The following is an 18,559-nucleotide window of genomic DNA, read 5'->3' on the forward strand; positions in this document are numbered from 1 at the left end:
GTAACGCAATCCCCCCATCCTCCTCCCCTGCGTCCGCGTGTCGTGGGGCCTGGGACACTCGTCGCGCGGGGGGGCCGGCCCCGGGGGGGGGCCACCCCCCGGGCCCGCCCACCGCACTCGCGTACCCCGTACGTACGAAAGGGAGCGCACCACCATGAGTACCCGCACCCTGATCCGAGGCGGTCTGGTCATCACCGCCGCCGAGGAGCTGCACGCCGACGTCCTGATCGAGGACGGCCGGATCGCGGCGCTCGCGGCACGCGGCACCCAGGCCGCGGCGGCCTGGAGCGCGGACCGCGTCATCGACGCGAGCGACAAGTACGTCATCCCTGGCGGCGTCGACGCGCACACCCACATGGAGCTGCCGTTCGGCGGCACCTTCGCGTCGGACTCCTTCGAGACCGGCACCCGCGCCGCCGCCTGGGGCGGCACCACCACCATCGTCGACTTCGCCGTCCAGACCGTCGGCCGGGCGCTGCGCGAGGGCCTGGACGCCTGGTACGCGAAAGCCGACGGCAAGTGCGCCGTCGACTACGCCTTCCACATGATCCTCTCCGACGTCAACGACCGGACGCTGAAGGAGATGGACCTGCTCGTGGAGGAGGGCATCACCTCCTTCAAGCTCTTCATGGCCTACCCCGGCGTCTTCTACAGCGACGACGGGCAGATCCTGCGCGCCATGCAGCGCTCCGCCGCCAACGGCGGGCTGATCATGATGCACGCCGAGAACGGCATCGCCATCGACGTCCTGGTGGAGCAGGCCCTGCAGCGCGGCGAGACCGACCCGCGCTACCACGGCGAGGTCAGGAAGGTCCTCCTGGAGGCCGAGGCCACGCACCGCGCCATCCAGCTCGCCCGGGTCGCGGGCGCCCCGCTGTACGTCGTGCACGTCTCCGCCGAGGAGGCCGTCGCGGAGCTGGCGGCCGCGCGGGACAAGGGACTCGACGTCTTCGGCGAGACCTGCCCGCAGTATCTGTTCCTGTCCACCGACAACCTCGCCGAGCCGGACTTCGAGGGCGCCAAGTACGTCTGCTCGACGCCGCTTCGGCCCCGCGAGCACCAGGCGGCGCTCTGGCGGGGCCTGAGGACCAACGACCTGCAGGTGGTCTCCACCGACCACTGCCCGTTCTGCTTCACCGGCCAGAAGGAGCTGGGCCGCGGCGACTTCTCGAAGATCCCCAACGGTCTTCCCGGCGTCGAGAACCGCATGGACCTGCTGCACCAGGCCGTCCTCGACGGGCACATCACCCGGCGCCGCTGGATCGAGATCGCCTGCGCGACACCGGCCCGCATGTTCGGCCTCTACCCGCAGAAGGGCACCATCGCCCCCGGCGCCGACGCGGACGTCGTCATCTACGATCCCGGCGCGCCCCAGACCATCTCCGCGGCCACCCACCACATGAACGTCGACTACTCCGCGTACGAGGGAAAGCAGGTCACCGGCCGCGTCGAGACCGTCCTTTCGCGCGGTGAAACGGTCATCGAGCAGCGGGAGTTCACCGGCCGCGCCGGGCACGGCCGCTACACCCCGCGCGCCACCTGTCAGTACCTGAGCTGACCGGCCGCACGCGCGCCGCTCACTCACCTGAACCAGCTAGGAGGTCCCTCGTGGATTTCGGACTTGTCCTGCAGACCGACCCGCCCGCGTCCGCCGTGGTCGACCTGATGCGCCGCGCCGAGGGGTGCGGCTTCCGCTACGGCTGGACGTTCGACTCGGCGGTCCTGTGGCAGGAGCCGTTCGTGATCTACAGCCAGATCCTGGAGCACACCGAACGCCTGACGGTCGGCCCGATGGTGACCAACCCGGGCACCAGGACCTGGGAGGTCACCGCCTCCACGTTCGCCACGCTCAACGACATGTACGGCAACCGCACCGTGTGCGGCATCGGCCGCGGCGACTCCGCGATGCGCGTCGCGGGCCGCAAGCCCAACACCCTGGCCCGCCTCGGCGAGTGCATCGACGTGGTCCGTGACCTCGCCGAGGGGCGGCAGGCGGACGTCGGCGGGCAGACGCTGCGCATCCCGTGGGTGCGCGACGGCAGGCTGCCGGTGTGGATGGCCGCGTACGGCCCCAGGGCGCTCGCCCTCGCCGGGCAGAAGGCCGACGGGTTTATCCTCCAGCTCGCCGACCCGTTCCTGACGGAGTGGATGGTCAAGGCGGTGCGGGCCGCGGCCGTGGAGGCGGGGCGCGATCCGGGGGCGGTGAGGATCTGTGTGGCGGCGCCCGCCTACCTCACCGACGACGACTCGCCCGAGGCGCTCGCGCACGCCCGGGACGAGTGCCGGTGGTTCGGCGGCATGGTCGGCAACCACGTGGCCGACCTGGTGGCGAAGTACGGGGAGCACTCGGGCCTGGTGCCCGAGGCGCTGACCGACTACATCAAGGCCCGTGAGGGGTACGACTACGCCCACCACGGCCGCGCCGGGAACCCCGACACCGCCTTCGTGCCCGACGAGATCGTGGACCGCTTCTGCGTCATCGGCACCGCCGACCGACACCGGCGGAAACTGGAGCAGTTGCGCGACCTCGGGGTCGACCAGTTCGCGGTGTACGCGATGCACGACGCCCGCGAGAAGGTCATCGACGGCTACGGCAGCGCGGTCATTCCGGCGCTGGGGCGGTAGCCGCACGGATGAGACCGGCGCGCGGGCGGACGCCGTTGTCCGCTCGCGCGCCGTCCCGTGGGGGACTGTTGGAGCGTCAGCCCCGGATGCCCGGACGGGTGCCGCAGTCGCCCGCGGCGCACTTGTCCAGCCAGTTGGCGAAGTCCGCGTCGTAGCGGGTGCCGATGGTGTTGGTGAGCAGGGTGCGGGCCGCGGCCCAGTCGCCCTTGCGGTAGTGGCCGAGCAGGGTCGTCACGTCCTGGGGGTGCGACTGGATCAGGTAACGGACGGCCAGGTAGCCCCAGTTGTAGATGCGCGTGCTGTCGGCGTTGTCGTAGGTGGTGTCGAAGAGCGTGCTGAGCCGGTACGTCTTCTTGCCCGCCTGCTTGATCGCGTCGTCATAGGTGACACCGCGGTACGAATACGAGATGTACTCGGCGAAGCCCTCCACCCACATCACGGTCGGCGTCTTCATGCCCTCCGCGAAGTCGCCGTACATGTTGAAGCGGCCGTCGAGGTAGTGCGTGTACTCGTGGTTGAGGTTCCAGATCTGGAAGTCGGGGCGCAGCCACTCCGCCTCGTACGCGATGAACCGGGGCAGGTTGCCCGCCTGGGCCGGATTGCCCTCCAGGTACATGCCGCCGTTGTTGGTGTCGATGCCGAAGACGATGCCCGCGTACGTCTTGTAGTCGCTGCTGGAGTCGAACGCGACGACTTCGAGGGTGGTGTTCTTGTCGTTGGCGACGGGGCCGTTGTCCTTGGCCACGCCGTGGAAGTAGGAGTCCTGGGCGAGCAGGCTGGAGCAGGCCGAGCTCAGCTCGGTGGACGTCATCTGCTGGGCGACGATCCGCAGGCTCGGGGCGCAGGTGTGCTTGACCGTGAGGACGGCGTCACGCACGCGGTTCTGCAGGTCGCAGGTGTTGTAGTACGAGCAGTTGTCCTTGTCGTACGCGTCCGTCATCTCGGCCAGGCCGACCCACAGCGGAGCCGTGCGGCCCGTGATCCGGCTGCGGTCGAGGAGCTGCTTGACCAACTGCGGCACCACGCCGCCGAACTGCTCGTGCCGCAGGAAGCGGCCCAGCTCGCGACCGGCGTTGGAGGTGAGGTACGACTTGTCGGTGCCGAGCAGGCCGTCATGGGTGACGGCGAAGTCCCGCAGGACGGTCAGGACGCTCTGGTCGGCCTGCACGGCGGCCACGAACTCCGGCACCTGGTGGCCCCGGAACAGCACCGTGTAGGTGTTGTTGACCGCCGCGACCATCCACCAGAAGCGGTCGTAGGAGGAGTTGTAGCTCTGCAGGAGCCGCTTGACGACGTTCAGGAAGCGGGCGTTCTCGCCCGAGCTGTCGATCAGGGTGACCGTCTCGGCGAGGGTCTCGCCGTTGCCCTCGGTGACGTCGAAGGCGTGCGAGGAACGGAAGAACGCGTCGAGGCCGCCCTGGACGGCGCTCTTCAGCGCCGGGCCGTAGGGGCCGACGGTGTCCGGCTGGCCCCACTGCACGTAGTAGCCGGCGCGCAGGTAGAGCACCACCTGCGTGATCGAACCGCTGTTGTTGCCGGGGTAGTTGACGGCCGTGTCGCGCAGCGCGCGGGACACCGTCACCATCTGCTCCTCGCGGAACAGGGCCCGGGCGTCCGAACCGGTCACGCCGAACAGCGTGTTGATGCAAGCGGTCTCCGAGGACTTGATCTGCTGGACCAGGGCGCCGCCGGTCTTCGACGTGAAGTCGGAGACGTTGCAGGCCGCCTTGGGGGCGCCGCGGTACGCCTTGGGTGCCTGCTTGACGGTGTGCGTCGGCGGGCGCTTGGAGGGGTCCCTGGTCGGCCTGGCCGCGTGCTCGGCCTCGGTGGCCCGCAGGTCCTCGGTCGAGGTGGGGGTGGCGGGCGAGGGGGCGGTGCCCGGGCGCGGTGCGGGTGCCTTGGCCCCGGTGCCCGCCGAGGCACCCTGGCCGGTGAAGGCGACCAGGGTGAGGCCGAGGCACATCACCAGTGCCGATATCAGGAGCCGGGCCAGGGGAGTTCTCGGTGCGCGGGACTTCTGTGGTCGTGAGGTGCGTTTCAAAGTGCCCTCCGGGCGGTCGGCGGCCGTGCCCGAGCACGGCCGTGGGGGTGCGCGAACCGTGGCGACAAAGGGTGCGAGGCGCTGAGCTGCAGAAACCCTTGAACTGTCATGCCCACGAAGGATGCGTGACATGTAATATTGCACACATCACATGGTCAGAGAAGGCCTCTGCGGGCATGGGCAGAGATTGACGCAGCGTCATATCCGGGGTGGGGGAAGGGCGTTGTTCACCGCGATGCGGCCTAGGCGCCGCGCGTGCGGCGCCTAGGGGCTCCGGTGAGGGGGCTTCGGTGAGCCGGGGTCAGCGGGCGGTGCCGAGCCCGCCCCTGCGGGGACGCTTGGCCGGCTCCTGGGGCTGGCGCCCCTTCGCCCACAGGGTCCGTACGTGCCCGAGGTGGCGCGTCATGCACTTCTCGGCGCCCTTGGCGTCACCGGCCAGCATCAGGTCGAGGAGCTCGATGTGCTCCTCGGCCGACGGGAGCAGCTCGCCGCGCTCGTCCAGACCCGTCAGGCCGTAGAGGCGGGAGCGCTTGCGCAGATCGCCGACGGCTTCCACGAGCCGGTCGTTGCCCGACAGGGCGAGCAGCGACAGATGGAAGCGCCGGTCCGCCTCCAGATAGCCGATGAGGTCGTGGACGCGGGCGGCGCGCACGATCTCCTCGGCCACCTCGCGCAGCGCCTCCAGGTCCTCGCGGGCGGCGGTGCGCGTGATGCGGCCGATCGTCGGGACCTCGATCAGGGTGCGGATCTCCGTGTACTGGTCGAGGTCCTGTTCGTTGACCTCGGTGACGCGGAAGCCCTTGTTGCGGACCGGCTCGACCATGCCCTCCCGGGCCAGGTCCAGCATCGCCTCGCGCACCGGCGTCGCCGAGACCCCGAAGTCCTCGGCGAGCGCGGGCGCGGAGTAGACCTCGCCGGGCTTGAGCTCGCCGGAGATCAGGGCCGCGCGCAGCGCGTTCGCCACCTGGTCGCGCAGGCGCTCGCGGGTGGTGATGAGGTCGCGCTGCGTCAGATGACCCATGGCCGTGGTGATCCCTTCGTGCCTGCGCCCCGCGCCTTCGTGGCCGGGCGGATCACCAGCGTACAATGTCACGTTGTTTTCGCAGCTGAGCGGGCGGGGAGGAAGCGGGTCCCCAGCGGTACCGCCAGGAGCGGCGTTCGGGGATCATGTTGGCTTCCGCACGGCCCCTGGTACTCCTCCCCTCCAGCGAATGGCCTGCCCATGACCGACACCGTCCCCCCGGGCCCACCCGCCGTCCCCGCCGGTCCGCCCCCGAGCACCCCCGCCCAGCGCACCGCCCCCGACGGCCGCGTCGAACTGCTCCCCGGCGCCTACCCGCACGACAGCCGCTTCGCCAACGACGACCTCCGGCCCATCCCGCTCGCCGAACGCCACTGGTCCACCTACAACTTCGCCGCCCTGTGGGTCGGCATGGCCCACAACATCCCCTCCTGGACGCTCGCCTCCGGCCTGGTCGCGCTCGGCATGGACTGGAAGCAGGCCGTCTTCACCATCGCGCTCGCCAATGTCGTCGTCCTGCTCCCGATGCTGCTCACCGGGCACGCGGGCCCCAAGTACGGCATCCCGTTCCCGGTGCTCGCGCGCGCCTCCTTCGGGCTGCGCGGCGCCAACCTGCCCGCGCTGATCCGGGCCGCCGTGGCCTGCGGCTGGTTCGGCATCCAGACGTGGATCGGCGGGCAGGGCATCTTCGTCCTGCTGAACGAGGTCTTCGGTGGCGCGTGGGCCGACGCCTCGCACATCGGCGGCCATCCGTGGACGCTGTGGCTGTGCTTCGTGGCGTTCTCGGCCCTCCAACTCGCCATCATCCACCGGGGGATGGAGACCCTGCGGCGGTTCGAGAACTGGGCGGCGCCCTTCGTGCTCGTCGGCGCGGTCGTGCTGCTCGTCTGGATCTCCGACAAGGCGGGCGGCCTCGGACCGCTCCTCGACCAGCCCTCGAAGCTCGGCTGGGGCGCCGACTTCTGGCCGGTGTTCTTCCCCGCTTTCATGGGGATGATTGGCTTTTGGTCCACTTTGTCGCTCAACATCCCGGACTTCACGCGCTTCGGGAAGGGGCAGCGCGCGCAGGTGTGGGGCCAGAGCCTCGGCCTGCCGACCACGATGACCGCCTTCGCGCTGCTCTCCGTCCTCGTCACCTCCGGCTCGCAGGCCGTGTACGGGGAGCCCATCTGGGAGCCCGTGGACCTCGCCGCCAAGTCCGACAACGTCTTCGGTCTCCTCTTCGCGCTGGTGACGGTGCTCGTCGCGACGGTCTCCGTGAACATCGCGGCGAACGTCGTCTCGCCCGCGTACGACCTCGCGAACCTCGCGCCGCGGCTCATCAACTTCCGTACCGGCGCGCTGATCACGGGCGTCGTGGGCGTCCTGATCTTCCCCTGGAAGCTGATCGAGACACCCGAGCTGTACATCTTCGTCTGGCTCGGAGTGGTCGGCGGACTGCTCGGCACGGTGGCGGGCGTCCTCATCGCCGACTACTGGATCGTGCGCCGCACCGCCTTCGAACTGGCCGACCTCTACCGGCAGGACGGGCGCTACTGGTACGCGGGCGGCTGGAACTGGCGGGCCGTCGTGGCCTTCGCCGTCGGCGGGGTGCTCGCCGTCGGCGGCTCGCACTCCGACCCCGGCAAGGGGCCGTTCCCCGACGACGGCATGATCCCCTTCCTCGAGCCGCTGGCCGACTACGGGTGGGCCGTGGGGCTCGGGTCGGCGTTCGTGGTGTACCTCGCGCTGATGTGGTCGCGCAGGGAGGGCGTGAAGTAGGGGAGCAGGGGCGGCGGCAGGGGAGCCGGGGCGGTACGTCAGCTCGGGCGGGTCGCCGTCACCAGCCACACCCGCGCCATCATCCGGACCCCGCGCCCGCCCGCGTACGGGCTGAGCGTGTCCTCGAGGGCCTTGCGGGTGACCCTCGGCACCACGCGGTCGGGCGTGCGGGAGAGGAGGAAGTCGACGGCGTCCGCCGGGTCGCGGCCCCAGTACGTCTCGACGGGCAGCGAGGTCACCGACACGTCCGTGTAGGCGGCGAGGGAGCGGCGGATGTGCGCGGGGTCGCTGAGCGAGGCCATCGCGGCGCGGGCGTCGGTGTGGTCGGCGGAGGGGGCGGCCCCCTGGGCGCCGAGCAGGCCCGCGAGCAGGCCGAGCGCGCGGGACTCCTCGATGTCGGGGCTCGCGGGCTGCGGGCAGACGAACACCAGGCGCCCGCCGGGACGCAGCGCGCGGGCCACGTTGCGGAACGCGGCCGCGTGGTCGGCGAAGAACATCACGCCGCCCCGGCTGATCGCCACGTCGTAGCGGCCCTCGGGAAAGCCGTGCGTCTGGGCGTCACCGAGTTCGTACGAGACGTTGGTGACCGCCTCGGCCTCGGTGCGGACCCGGGCCCGATCGAGGAGCGGCGCCGAGATGTCGACGCCGACCGCGTGCCCCTGCGGCCCGGCGAGCCGCGCCGCGATCCGCGTGACGGTGCCCGCGCCGCAGCCGATGTCCAGGACCCGGGCCCCGGCGCTGATTCGCGCGGCCGCGAACAGACGGCCGTTGAGGTCGCCGCTCATCGCGTCGTAGCGGTCCTGCTGCTCGGCCCAGTGCCGGCCGATGGGGCCGTTCCAGAGCTCCTCCTGGCGGGCGTTGGGGCGGGCTTCGGGCCGGGTGTGCGTCGTCATGGCGGTTCCTTCGCCTCGGGGATCGTCCACGGGGTGCCGCTGTGTCGTGGTGCTTGTGCCGCCGATCGTCGCCGCACCGGTGCCCTCCGGTCGTCGTACCGGCGAAGGCAGTTGGATCTACGGCGACGGGGCCGGGCGGCCGCGCGACTACTACGCCGGGAGTAGCGCCGGAGCGGTCCGCACGGGGGACGTCGCTGTCCTAGGGGCGGGCTAGGGTGCGGGACATGACGGGGGAACGCGGAGGCTCCGGTGGCTGCGGCCACCTCGACGAGCGCAGGATCAGGGCGATGGTGGCGGTGTTCGCCGTGGTCATGGCCGCGGTCGTCGTGGGCGCGACGGTGTACGAGGGCGGCGCGGACGCCGTCGACTACGCCTTGGCGTGCGTCGGCTCGCTCGCCCTCGCGGAGCACCGCCGCGCCCCGCGCGTCGTCCTCGTCGTCAGCGCGGTCGCCATGGCCGCCTTCGTGCTGCACGCCGAACCGGCCACAGCCGCGGCGTTCCCCGTCCTCGCCGCCGTGCACGCCGCCGCACACCACGGCCACCGGCTGCTCGCCTCGGGCACCGGACTCGCCTTCCTCGTCGCGTTCCTCGGCGCCGACCCGGGCCGCGACGGCGCCGTCGAGCGGACCCTGCTGCTCACCGGCTGGTTCGTGTGCGCCGTCGCCACCGGCATCGCGGCCACGACCTGGCAGGCCTATCTGCGCCAGACCGAGGAGCGCGCCCTGGAGGCGGAGCGGACCCGGGAGGAGGTGGCGCTGCGCAGGGCCGGGGAGGAACGCCTGCGCATCGCCCGCGAACTGCACGACTCGCTCACCCACCAGATCTCCATCGTCAAGCTCCAGGCGGGCGTGGCCGTCCACCTGGCGCGCAAGCGCGGCGAGGACGTGCCGCCCGCGCTGCTCGCCATCCAGGAGGCGAGCGGCGAGGCCATGCGGGAACTGCGCGCCACCCTGGAGGTGCTCCGCACGGACGGGCCGACCGGCAGCCCCGCCCTGCTCGTCGAGCGCGCGCGGTCCGCGGGCCTTCCCGTCGAGCTGACGGTGACCGGGCGCGAGCGGACCCTGCCGACGGCCCTGGAACAGGGCGTGTACCGCATCGTCCAGGAGTGCCTCACCAACGCGGCCCGGCACGCGGGCGGCCCGGCGTCGGTCGGCGTCCATCTCGACTACGGCGAGCGGCAGGTGGTGGTCCGCGTGGACGACGACGGGGCCGGGCGCCCGGAGGTGCCCGTGGAACCGGGGGTCGGGCTCATCGGGATGCGCGAGCGGGTCGAGGCCCTCGGCGGGGCGCTGCGCGCCGGGGCGCGGGACGAGGGGGGCTTCTCGGTGCGGGCCGAACTGCCGCTGGGGACGGCGGGGTGAACCGGGTGAACGGGGTCATCCGGGTCGTGCTCGTCGACGACCAGGCCCTGATGCGGGCCGGGTTCCGGGCCCTGATGGACGCCGAGGACGGGATAGAGGTGGTCGGCGAGGCCGCCGACGGGGCGCAGGGCGTGGCGCTCGTCGGGGAACTCGTGCCCGACGTCGCGCTCGTCGACGTACAGATGCCGGTCATGACGGGCATCGAGGCGACCCGCCGCATCGCCGCCGACCCGCGCCTCGCGGACGTGCGCGTCGTCATCCTCACCAACTACGGCCTGGACGAGTACGTCTTCGAGGCGCTGCGCGCGGGGGCCAGCGGCTTCCTGCTCAAGGACACCGAGCCCGCCGACCTGTTGCAGGCCATCGAGGTCGTGGCCCGCGGCGACGCGCTGCTCTCGCCCGCCGTGACGCGGCGCCTGATCGGCGAGTTCGTGGCCAGGCCGCCGGACCGCGCGACGCCGCCGGGCCTGGAGGGCCTCACGCGCCGCGAACGCGAGGTGACGTCCCTCGCGGCCCGCGGCCTCACCAACGAGGAGATCGCCGCGCACATGGTCATCAGCCCGTTCACGGCCAAGACGCATGTGAGCCGGGCGATGACGAAGCTGGGCGCGCGGGACCGGGCCCAACTCGTGGTGTTCGCCTATGAGTCGGGTCTCGTGCGGGCTCGGGTCGAGGGGGACGAGAGGGATGCGGGCCCGGGCCCGGTCGGCGGGGGAGGCGTGGACGGTGGGGGTGCGGACGGCAGGGGTGCGGACGCCGGGGGCGCGGATGGCATGATCCCGGCGTGACTCTCCTGACGCCCCGCCGTGCCCCCTCCCTCTGCGCCCTCTGCGCCCTCGCGATACTCGTCGCCGGGTGCGGGCAGTCGAAGGGGTCCGGGCGGGACGGCGCGGAGGACGGCGCCGCGACCCGTGTGGCGGGCCAGGGCGGACTGCCCCCGACCGCGGCCGGACCCACCCCGTCCCACGCCGGGCCCACCCCGACTCACGCCGGACCCACCCCGTCCTACCGCGTCACCCCCGACGAACTCCCGTCCGGCGCCGCGAGCGCGCCCCCGTACGGAGCGCTGCCGCCCGAGCCCCGGCAGGCGGGCAGGGACTGCTCCGGGAGGCGCGACACCCTCGTCGAACCGGGCCCCGTCGACGCCGCGATGGGCCTGCGCGCGATGCGGGTCACCCTGACGCACTGCGGCACCAGCACCTACCGGCTCCACGGCTACCCCGGCCTGCGCGCGCTCGGCGACGACGGGGCGCCCCTGGACGTGAGCACCCTGCGGGGCACCGGGCGGATCACCACCGGCGTGCCCGACCCCGGGCCGCACCCCGTGGCGCTGCGGACGGGCGAGTCGGCGACCGTGGTCGTGGTGTGGCGCAACACCCACACCGACGTGACGCGCCCCGCCGTGCACGCGCCCCGGCTGCGCGTCGTCCCCGCCCCCGGCACCCCGGCACGGACCGTCACGCCGGACGGCGGCATGGACCTCGGCAGCACCGGCCGCATCGGGACGACGGCCTGGAAGAAGTACGTGCCCGACGGCACCGAGGGATGAGTCGGCCCGGAAGCCGAGGGGTGAGTCGGCCCGGGGCCGTGGCTGAGTCGCCGCGAGGCCGCTCGTGCCACCGGACGCGCCGCACCCCAGGCAAGGTTGGCTTGAAATCGCCAGCCAGGGGGTGCGATTTCAGCCGCAGGAAGGTTCCTGTCCGCGATGGATGGCTGACCCAAGCACCGTACGTATGTACGTGGCCGACGGTGCGTCACCGTCCGGCCTGGGGTGTCGGGTTCCGTACGGGAGTAGCACGCGCGCGGCCCCGATGAGTCCTTTCGCGACGAACCTTCCGGACAGTGCCCCCCGGAGCTGAATGCCCGCTTCCACTGTGCGATCTTGTGACTAGCATGACCACCACAAGTGCCGTCGGAAGACAGCGCCACCAGGCGGACTTCCCTCGCGGCGGCACGCAGTCGAGGGCGGGCCGACGGCCCGCGCACCCGTGCCGACACCGAGGGACCACGGAATGACACAGCCCGCCGATCGTCGTCCGGACCGCACCCCGAGCAGCCGGCGAACGGCATACACGCTGCCCTTGTGTCTCCTCATAGCCGCCGCGGCGGCGGGCGCAGCCGTCGCCGCACTCGCCCCGGACGAGGCCCGCGCCTGGGTGGGCGCCGCGGCCGCCGGGGGCTGGATCCTGCTCACCGTCGCCGTCCTCGTCGGCCTCGCGACGACGAACAGGCTACGCGCGCGGGTCGCCGACGCCGAGGGCGAACTGCTCTCCGTGCGCGGCCAGTTGGACACCCGTACCGCGGAGGACATGGGGCTGGCGCAGGTGACCCTGCCGGGGGTGGCCCGGCTCGTGCGCGAGGGCGTCGCCCCGGACGAGGTGCTGCGCCAGACCCGGCCGCCCGCCCTGCCCTCCCAGCGCGAACTGCTGCGGGTGTCCGTGGGCGCCCTGGCCGACGCCGAGCAGCGCGCCGCCACCGCCGCCGCGGCCCAGCGCCGCACCGCCGACGACCTGGCCCGCGTCACCGAGGACGTCCGGCTCCTCGCCACCGAGACCCTCCCGGACGTGGTCGCCACCCTGCGCGCCGGCGCCTCCGTGGACCGCGCCCTCGCGGGCACGCGCTGGCCCGACGACGCCGCGCTGCGCGCCCTGACCGATGCCGCCGTCCGCGAACTCGCCCTGAGCGAGCGGCGCGCGGCCGCCGCGCAGGCCGCGAGCGCCAAGGCCCTCAGCCGCGTCCAGGCCAAGTCCGTGAGCATGCTCGCCGACCTGCGGGACATGCAGGACCGGCACGGCGAGGAGGTCTTCGGCGACCTGCTCCGGCTCGACCACAGCACCTCGCAGCTCGGCCTCATGACCGACCGTCTCGCCCTGCTCATGGGCGGCCGCTCCAGCCGCGCCTGGAACAAGCCCATCGTGATGGAGTCCATCCTGCGCGGCGCCGTCGGCCGTATCGCCGCCTACCAGCGGGTGCGGCTGCACTGCTCGACCAGGGTCGCCGTCGTCGGCTTCGCCGCCGAGGGCGTGATGCACCTGCTCGCCGAACTCGCCGACAACGCCGCGAACTTCTCCCCGCCCACCGACGAGGTCCACGTCTACGTGGAGGAGTCCCGCACCGGCATCGTCATCACCATCGAGGACAGCGGCCTCAGGATGTCCGAGGCGGCCCAGCGCCGGGCCGAGGAGTCGGTGTCCGGGCGGATGACCGACCTCGCGCTCCTCCAGGGCACCCGGCTCGGGCTCGCCGTCGTCGGCGGTCTCGCCGTGAAGTACGGCATCAACGTCAGCTTCCGCCCCTCGGCGCGCGGCGGCACCGGCGTCGTCGTCCTGCTGCCCCCGCAGCTGATCGCCCAGCAGCCGCAGCCGGAGCGCGCCCCGGCGCTCGACGCGCCCGCGCTGCCCGCTTCCGGTACGGCGGCCGCGCTCGGAGCGGAAGCCGTGCCCACGCCGCGCACCGCCGCGGAGGCCCCCGCGACCCCCGCCGCACCCGTCGACGCGGGCCTCGGCGGCGCACCCGGCGAGCGGGCCGGGACGCCCGAGCACACCGCCGTGCGCGAGCGCGCCGCCGACGGGACCGACGAGTACGGGCGGGCCCCGGGCCACGGCACCGACGGCAGGGGAATCGCCACCGACGGCCGGGGCGGCACGGACGGCCGGGGGATCGCCACCGGCGGCACCGACGGCAGGGGGATCGCCGCCGGTGGCACCGACGGCAGGGGCGCCACCCTCGGCGGCCTTCCGATGCGGCGCCCCGGCCGCACCATGGCCGCCGCGCACGCCGAACTGCAGCAGCGCCAGGCCGCCAACTCCGCCGCCCGGGAGGCCACTCGGAGCGGCCCGGACACCACCCCGGGAGGCCGGGGCACCACCCCCGCGGCCCCCGACGCCCACCGGCACCCCGACCCGGGCGCACCCGGCACGGACGGCGCGGACCCCGCCGGGGCCGAGCGCCCGCCCCGCGACCTCGGCGCCCGGTTCGGCGCCTTCCACCGCGCCCGGCGGGCCGCCGCGGAGGGCGAACCACCGCGGGCCGCCCACGAGAGCGAGCCGCCGCGGGCCGAGTGACCGGCCCCCGCGGCCGCCGGGACCGGTCCGCCCGGACCGCGTCCCCGGCGCGCCGCGCGCACCCCGCGCCCCGCGCCGCCCCGCGGGTCCGCCACGACGAGCCCCACCGTTCTCACCTTCCCCACCCCCGCCCCGCATCGAAAGGGAGGCACGGGCGTTCGCGCACCCGGTGATCGCCCCGAATCAACATGCAGACCACCGACAACAGCCTGAACTGGCTTCTGGACACCCTCCTCGACGGCACCCCCGGAACCCGGCACGCCCTCGTGCTGTCCCGGGACGGCCTCAAGCTCTGCTGGAGCCCCGGCCTCAGCCTCGACCAGGCCGACCAGCTCTCCGCGATCTGCTCCGGCATCCAGGCGCTCGCCCAGGGCGCCTCCATGGAGTTCGGCGACGGCTCCGGGGGCGTACGGCACTCCATGACCGAGTTCCACGGCGGACTGCTCTTCGTCGTGGAGGCAGGACAGGGCGCGCACCTCGCCGTCATCGCCGACGAGGACGCCGACCCCGGTGTGGTCGGCCACCAGATGAGCCAGCTCGTCTCCCAGATCGGCGAACACCTGCGGGCCGAGCCCCGCGGCCAAGGGCACGGGAACCCCGGGGATCCCGCGCGCCCCGTCTCGTGATGCGCCGGCCCGTCGATGTGGGCGACCCCGACCGGCTCTACACGGTCACCGGGGGCCGCAGCAGCTCCGACGGCAGCTCCTTCGACCTGGTCACACTGATCGTCGCCGAGTGCGAGCCGTCCGTGGGCCAGCAGTCGGAGCACGCGCGCATCCTCGAGCTGTGCCGCCACCCCACGGCCGTCGTCGAGATCGCCGCGGAGCTGTCCCTGCCCATCACCGTCGTCCGCATCCTCCTGGAGGACCTGCTGGCGACCGGCCGCATCACCCCTCGTCACCCCCGCGTGGCGGCCTCCGCCGCGCTGCCCGATTCCGCTCTTCTCACGGAGGTGCTCCATGGGCTCCGCAACCTCTGAGCTGCCGTCGTCCCGGACACCGCTGCGCGACACGGCCGAAAACGGCCTGAAGATCGTCGTGGTGGGCGGCTTCGGCGTCGGCAAGACCACTCTCGTCCGCTCCGTCAGCGAGATACGCCCCCTCAACACCGAGGAGGTGATGACGCAGGCGGGCGCCGGAGTCGACCGGATACCCGAGTCGAGCGGCAAGAACACCACCACCGTCGCCTTCGACTTCGGCCGCATCAGCCTCAACGACCGCCTGGTGCTCTACCTGTTCGGCGCCCCCGGCCAGAAACGCTTCTGGTTCCTGTGGGACCGTCTCTTCTCCGGGACGCTCGGCGCGGTGGTCCTCGTGGACACCCGCAGAATGGACGATTCCTGGTACGCCATCGACCGGCTCGAACACCACGGCACGCCCTTCGTCGTGGCCGTGAACCGCTTCGACGACGACACGGCCCGGCACTCCCTTGAGGACATCCGCACCGCGCTCGCGCTGCCGGCCCACGTCCCCCTCATCGACTGCGACGCCCGGGTCCGCTCGTCCGGCAAGGACGTGCTGATCACGCTCGTCGACCACCTCCACCACCTGGCACGGGAACGGGAACTGACAGCATGACCGAAGCGAGTGGACCCGCGGCCGCGCCGAACACCCCGCCGCCCGGCTGCCCCGCCCACACCGCTCACCCCGACGCGGTGCCCCTGAGCGGCCTGGAGTACCAGCAGACGCCCTTCGACCTGTACCGCAGCCTGCGCGGCAAGCACGGCTCGGTCGCGCCCGTCCTCCTCGACGGCGGCGTGCCCGCCTGGCTCGTCCTCGGCTACTCCGAGGTCTCCTACGTCACCGCGCACGACGAGCTGTTCGCCCGCGACTCCCGGCGCTGGAACCAGTGGGACAACATCCCCGCCGACTGGCCCCTGATGCCGTTCGTGGGCTACCAGCCCTCCGTCCTGTTCACCGAGGGCGCCGAACACCGCCGCCGCGCGGGCGTCATCACCGAGGCCCTCGAAGGCGTCGACCAGTTCGAACTCGGCCGTGAGTGCGCCTACATCGCCGACCAGCTCATCGCGTCCTTCTCCGGCCGCGGCAGCGCCGAGCTGATGAGCGTCTACACCCACCCCCTCGCCATGCGCGCCGCCGTCCACATGGTCGGCATGCCGCCCGGCGCCGCCGACACCGAGGCCCTCGTCGAGGACCTGCGGATGTCCCTGGACGCCGCCGAGGGCGACGACCCCGTGGCCGCGTACATCCGGGTCGGCGAGCGCGTCCACCACCTGGTCAAGGAGCGGCGGCAGCATCCGGGAGCCGATGTCACCTCGCGGATGCTGGAGCACCCGGCGGGCCTCTCCGACGAGGAGATCGTGCAGGACCTGATCTCCGTGATCGCCGCCGCCCAGCAGCCCACCGCGAACTGGATCTGCAACGCGCTGCGGCTGCTCCTGACCGACGAGCGGTTCGCCCTGAACGTCTCCGGCGGCCGCCTCAGCGTCAGCCAGGCACTCAATGAAGTGCTGTGGCTCGACACCCCCACCCAGAACTTCATCGGCCGCTGGGCGGTCCGTGACACCCAGCTCGGCGGGCGCCGCATCCGCGCGGGCGACTGTCTGGTCCTCGGCCTCGCCGCCGCCAACGCCGACCCGCAGATCTGGCCGGGCGCGCAGGTGGGCTCCGAGAACTCCGCGCACCTGTCCTTCAGCAACGGCGAACACCGCTGCCCCTACCCGGCGCCGCTGCTCGCCGACGTCATCGCCCGCACCGCGGTCGAGACGCTCCTGGAGCGGCTGCCGGACCTGGTGCTCGCCGTCGACCCGGCGGAGCTGACCTGGCGTCCTTCCATCTGGATGCGCGGCCTCACGGCCCTGCCGGTCCAGTTCACGCCCGTGGCGCAGTGACGGCGGCGGCGCGGAGACGCTCCGCGCCGCGTCCGGCGGCGGGACGGAGCTCAGCGCGGCACGGGCGTGAACTCCACGGGCAGGGCGGCGGGGCCCCGTGTGAACACGCCCTGCTCCGAGGGCACGAAGCCGTCGGCGAGCCGCATGTCCGGCATGGCGTCGAGGAGTTGGTTGACACCCGTCTCCACCTCGGCGCGGGCGAGCAGCGCGCCCACGCAGAAGTGCCGGCCGAGGGCGAACGCGAGATGGTCGGCCGCCGCGGAGAACGCGGTGGTGGCCGTCAGGTCGTCCCGGAAGATGTCGAACCGGTCGGGATCGCGGTAGCGCTCGCCGTCCCGGTTGGCGGAGCCGATGAGGCAGGTCACGGTGGCACCGGCGGGAATGGTGCCCCCGGCCACCTCGACGTCGACCGCGCTCTGCCGCATGATCATGTGGACCGGCGGGGAGTGGCGCAGGGTCTCCGCGAACGCCCGGTCGATCAGGGTGCGGTCCGCGCGCACGGCGGCGAGCTGGTCGGGGTGCGTGAGCAGGTTCGCGAAGATCCCGGCGATGGCCTTGTCGGTGGTCTCGCCGCCCGCGGCGAGCAGCAGGCTGCAGAACGCCTTGATGTCCTCGTCGCTCATCCGCACCCCGTCGACCTCGGCGGCGCACAGCGCCGAGAGCAGGTCGGTCCCCGGGTTCTTCCGGCGCTCGGCGATCACCGGGAACATGTACTCGGCGAACTCCACCCGGGTCCGCTCGCCCGCGGCCGTCACCTCGGGGTCGCCCGCCAGATTGCCGAGGAAGGCGATGACGGTGGTGTACCAGCCGTGGAACCGGGCGTGGTCGGCCTTGTCCAGGCCGAGCATGTCGGCGATCACGTTCACCGGGAAGCGGGTGGCGTAGTCGGCCACCAGGTCCGCGGAGCCGCGGTCGCGGAAGGCGTCGATCAGCTCCTCGGAGTTCTGGCGGATGACCGGCAGGAAGACGTCCCGCAGCTCGCTGCCGCGGAAGGCCGGGGCGACGAGGGCCCGGCGGACGGCGTGTTCACGGCCGCTGAGCTGGAGTATCGTCCGGCCGTGCACGGGCTCGAGCTGCCAGTCGTAGTTCTCCGTGGTGAACTGTGCCTCCTTGTCCTTGAAGACACGGGCCACGTCCTCGTAGCGGGAGACGAGGTAGCTTTTGGTGGGCTCGTGCCACAGCAGCGGGGCTTGTTCCCGCAGGGCGCGATAGACAGGGTAAGGATCGGCCGCGAACTCGGGCGAGAGAATGTCCGGTATGGGCTGAGCAGTGGACACGGTGCTCCTTCGGAGGGCGACTGCCTGGCCGGCACAGCCTATTGATCAAGGAAAAGAACCAACAGAGTGCGTCAGCCGTCATCTGTCGGCTGTTCGCCGTCATCCGTCAGCTGTTACATGTCACCCATCAAGTGTTTTCCCCGCATTCCCCGAGCCCGTCGGGGCATACGGGTCCCACCACCCCCCGAATCCCCTGGAGGCACGCCGTGGAGGCCGAGGTCAGAGTGACGGTGTTCATGGAACTGGAGACCGCCGACGTACCCGGCGGCCGGGCCCCCCTCTCCGCCGATCTCGCCTACGCGGCCGCCGATCCCTTCGCGGTCACCATGACGTTCCACTGCGAGGGCGGTGAGGTGACGCGCTGGCGCCTGGACCGGCAGCTCCTCGGCGACGGCTGCCGGGGCCCGGCCGGTGAGGGCGACGTCCGCGTCGAGCCGACCGCGGACACGGGCCGCGGGTCCGGCGTGCGCATCGAGCTGTTCGGCATGCCGGGCCCCGCGGGTCGCTCCCACGGCGTGCTGCACGCCGCCGCGGCCGACGTCACCGCCTTCCTCGCCACCACCCACGAGATCGTGGCGCCGGGCGCGGAGCGGATCTGCCTGGACGAGCTCGTGGCGGCCTGCCTGGGCGACAGCGAGAGCCCGTTCGGGGAGCACGCGGCGTAG

Annotated in this window: 16 protein-coding genes and 1 pseudogene; 13 read left to right on the forward strand and 4 right to left on the reverse strand. The window is 72.7% G+C overall.

The window, feature by feature from the left end; translation table 11 throughout:
• Positions 1-154 precede the first annotated feature (154 nt).
• Together hydA and ACFVHO_RS13975 are read left to right on the forward strand one after the other, a co-directional pair.
• Positions 155-1,558, forward strand: coding sequence for a dihydropyrimidinase (gene hydA / locus ACFVHO_RS13970; RefSeq protein ID WP_385713287.1), 1,404 nt, complete (start codon positions 155-157; stop codon positions 1,556-1,558).
• 50 nt (positions 1,559-1,608) lie between these two features.
• Positions 1,609-2,625: a TIGR03842 family LLM class F420-dependent oxidoreductase gene (locus tag ACFVHO_RS13975; RefSeq protein WP_385713289.1), complete on the forward strand. Its 1,017-nt coding sequence runs from the start codon at positions 1,609-1,611 to the stop codon at positions 2,623-2,625.
• A gap of 76 nt (positions 2,626-2,701) precedes the next feature.
• Here the strand turns inward: ACFVHO_RS13975 and ACFVHO_RS13980 are convergent, their stop codons facing one another.
• Together ACFVHO_RS13980 and ACFVHO_RS13985 are read right to left on the reverse strand one after the other, a co-directional pair.
• Complete coding sequence (locus tag ACFVHO_RS13980) at positions 2,702-4,588, reverse strand: collagenase (RefSeq protein WP_385713480.1); 1,887 nt, start codon at positions 4,586-4,588, stop codon at positions 2,702-2,704.
• Positions 4,589-4,967: 379 nt separating this feature from the next.
• The gene (locus ACFVHO_RS13985; protein ID WP_385713290.1) at positions 4,968-5,687 is read right to left on the reverse strand and encodes a GntR family transcriptional regulator; all 720 of its coding nucleotides are present in this window, start codon (positions 5,685-5,687) and stop codon (positions 4,968-4,970) included.
• Between the two features lie 201 nt (positions 5,688-5,888).
• Between ACFVHO_RS13985 and ACFVHO_RS13990 the strand changes: the two genes are divergently transcribed.
• Positions 5,889-7,448: an NCS1 family nucleobase:cation symporter-1 gene (locus tag ACFVHO_RS13990; protein WP_385713292.1), complete on the forward strand. Its 1,560-nt coding sequence runs from the start codon at positions 5,889-5,891 to the stop codon at positions 7,446-7,448.
• 38 nt (positions 7,449-7,486) lie between these two features.
• On the opposite strand, the gene ACFVHO_RS13995 is transcribed toward ACFVHO_RS13990, so the two are convergent.
• Positions 7,487-8,341 (reverse strand): class I SAM-dependent methyltransferase, encoded by an 855-nt coding sequence (locus ACFVHO_RS13995; protein ID WP_385713293.1) that lies wholly within the window; start codon positions 8,339-8,341, stop codon positions 7,487-7,489.
• Positions 8,342-8,387: 46 nt separating this feature from the next.
• On the opposite strand from ACFVHO_RS13995, the gene ACFVHO_RS14000 reads away from it, so the two are divergent.
• From ACFVHO_RS14000 to ACFVHO_RS14040, 9 genes and pseudogenes are all read left to right on the forward strand, one after another.
• Positions 8,388-8,555, forward strand: a complete 168-nt coding sequence (locus tag ACFVHO_RS14000) for a hypothetical protein (RefSeq protein ID WP_385713295.1) — start codon at positions 8,388-8,390, stop codon at positions 8,553-8,555.
• 10 nt (positions 8,556-8,565) lie between these two features.
• Positions 8,566-9,702 (forward strand): sensor histidine kinase, encoded by a 1,137-nt coding sequence (locus ACFVHO_RS14005; protein ID WP_385713297.1) that lies wholly within the window; start codon positions 8,566-8,568, stop codon positions 9,700-9,702.
• Between the two features lie 5 nt (positions 9,703-9,707).
• Positions 9,708-10,370: pseudogene (locus ACFVHO_RS14010) on the forward strand (response regulator); the annotation flags it as partial.
• Positions 10,371-10,486: 116 nt separating this feature from the next.
• Positions 10,487-11,251 (forward strand): DUF4232 domain-containing protein, encoded by a 765-nt coding sequence (locus ACFVHO_RS14015; RefSeq protein ID WP_385713299.1) that lies wholly within the window; start codon positions 10,487-10,489, stop codon positions 11,249-11,251.
• A 532-nt stretch (positions 11,252-11,783) separates the two neighbouring features.
• Positions 11,784-13,766: an ATP-binding protein gene (locus ACFVHO_RS14020; RefSeq protein ID WP_385713300.1), complete on the forward strand. Its 1,983-nt coding sequence runs from the start codon at positions 11,784-11,786 to the stop codon at positions 13,764-13,766.
• 188 nt (positions 13,767-13,954) lie between these two features.
• Positions 13,955-14,392, forward strand: coding sequence for a roadblock/LC7 domain-containing protein (locus tag ACFVHO_RS14025; protein ID WP_385713301.1), 438 nt, complete (start codon positions 13,955-13,957; stop codon positions 14,390-14,392).
• Positions 14,389-14,745, forward strand: a complete 357-nt coding sequence (locus tag ACFVHO_RS14030; protein ID WP_385713303.1) for a DUF742 domain-containing protein — start codon at positions 14,389-14,391, stop codon at positions 14,743-14,745. Before ACFVHO_RS14025 ends, ACFVHO_RS14030 begins: the two co-directional genes overlap by 4 nt.
• Positions 14,726-15,343: an ATP/GTP-binding protein gene (locus ACFVHO_RS14035; protein ID WP_385713305.1), complete on the forward strand. Its 618-nt coding sequence runs from the start codon at positions 14,726-14,728 to the stop codon at positions 15,341-15,343. The genes ACFVHO_RS14030 and ACFVHO_RS14035 overlap by 20 nt, the downstream gene beginning before the upstream one ends.
• Positions 15,340-16,617 (forward strand): cytochrome P450, encoded by a 1,278-nt coding sequence (locus ACFVHO_RS14040; protein WP_385713307.1) that lies wholly within the window; start codon positions 15,340-15,342, stop codon positions 16,615-16,617. Before ACFVHO_RS14035 ends, ACFVHO_RS14040 begins: the two co-directional genes overlap by 4 nt.
• A gap of 50 nt (positions 16,618-16,667) precedes the next feature.
• On the opposite strand, the gene ACFVHO_RS14045 is transcribed toward ACFVHO_RS14040, so the two are convergent.
• On the reverse strand, positions 16,668-17,894 hold the full coding sequence (locus ACFVHO_RS14045) for a cytochrome P450 (protein ID WP_385713309.1): 1,227 nt from the start codon (positions 17,892-17,894) through the stop codon (positions 16,668-16,670).
• A 206-nt stretch (positions 17,895-18,100) separates the two neighbouring features.
• Between ACFVHO_RS14045 and ACFVHO_RS14050 the strand changes: the two genes are divergently transcribed.
• A complete protein-coding gene (locus tag ACFVHO_RS14050) occupies positions 18,101-18,559 on the forward strand; it encodes an SsgA family sporulation/cell division regulator (protein ID WP_385713311.1) in 459 nt (152 codons plus the stop codon).

Origin of the sequence: Streptomyces sp. NPDC127108 (genome assembly GCF_042677545.1) — a bacterium.
Classification (GTDB): domain Bacteria; phylum Actinomycetota; class Actinomycetes; order Streptomycetales; family Streptomycetaceae; genus Streptomyces.

Bases quoted from the DNA above. Each gene is read 5' to 3' on its own strand.
- ACFVHO_RS13985 (WP_385713290.1), bottom strand. From the start codon at position 5,687: ATGGGTCATCTGACGCAGCGCGACCTCATCACCACCCGCGAGCGCCTG.
- hydA (WP_385713287.1), top strand. From the start codon at position 155: ATGAGTACCCGCACCCTGATCCGAGGCGGTCTGGTCATCACCGCCGCC.
- ACFVHO_RS13990 (WP_385713292.1), top strand. From the start codon at position 5,889: ATGACCGACACCGTCCCCCCGGGCCCACCCGCCGTCCCCGCCGGTCCG.
- ACFVHO_RS14035 (WP_385713305.1), top strand. From the start codon at position 14,726: ATGGGCTCCGCAACCTCTGAGCTGCCGTCGTCCCGGACACCGCTGCGC.
- ACFVHO_RS14005 (WP_385713297.1), top strand. From the start codon at position 8,566: ATGACGGGGGAACGCGGAGGCTCCGGTGGCTGCGGCCACCTCGACGAG.
- ACFVHO_RS13995 (WP_385713293.1), bottom strand. From the start codon at position 8,341: ATGACGACGCACACCCGGCCCGAAGCCCGCCCCAACGCCCGCCAGGAG.
- ACFVHO_RS14040 (WP_385713307.1), top strand. From the start codon at position 15,340: ATGACCGAAGCGAGTGGACCCGCGGCCGCGCCGAACACCCCGCCGCCC.
- ACFVHO_RS14025 (WP_385713301.1), top strand. From the start codon at position 13,955: ATGCAGACCACCGACAACAGCCTGAACTGGCTTCTGGACACCCTCCTC.
- ACFVHO_RS13980 (WP_385713480.1), bottom strand. From the start codon at position 4,588: ATGTGCCTCGGCCTCACCCTGGTCGCCTTCACCGGCCAGGGTGCCTCG.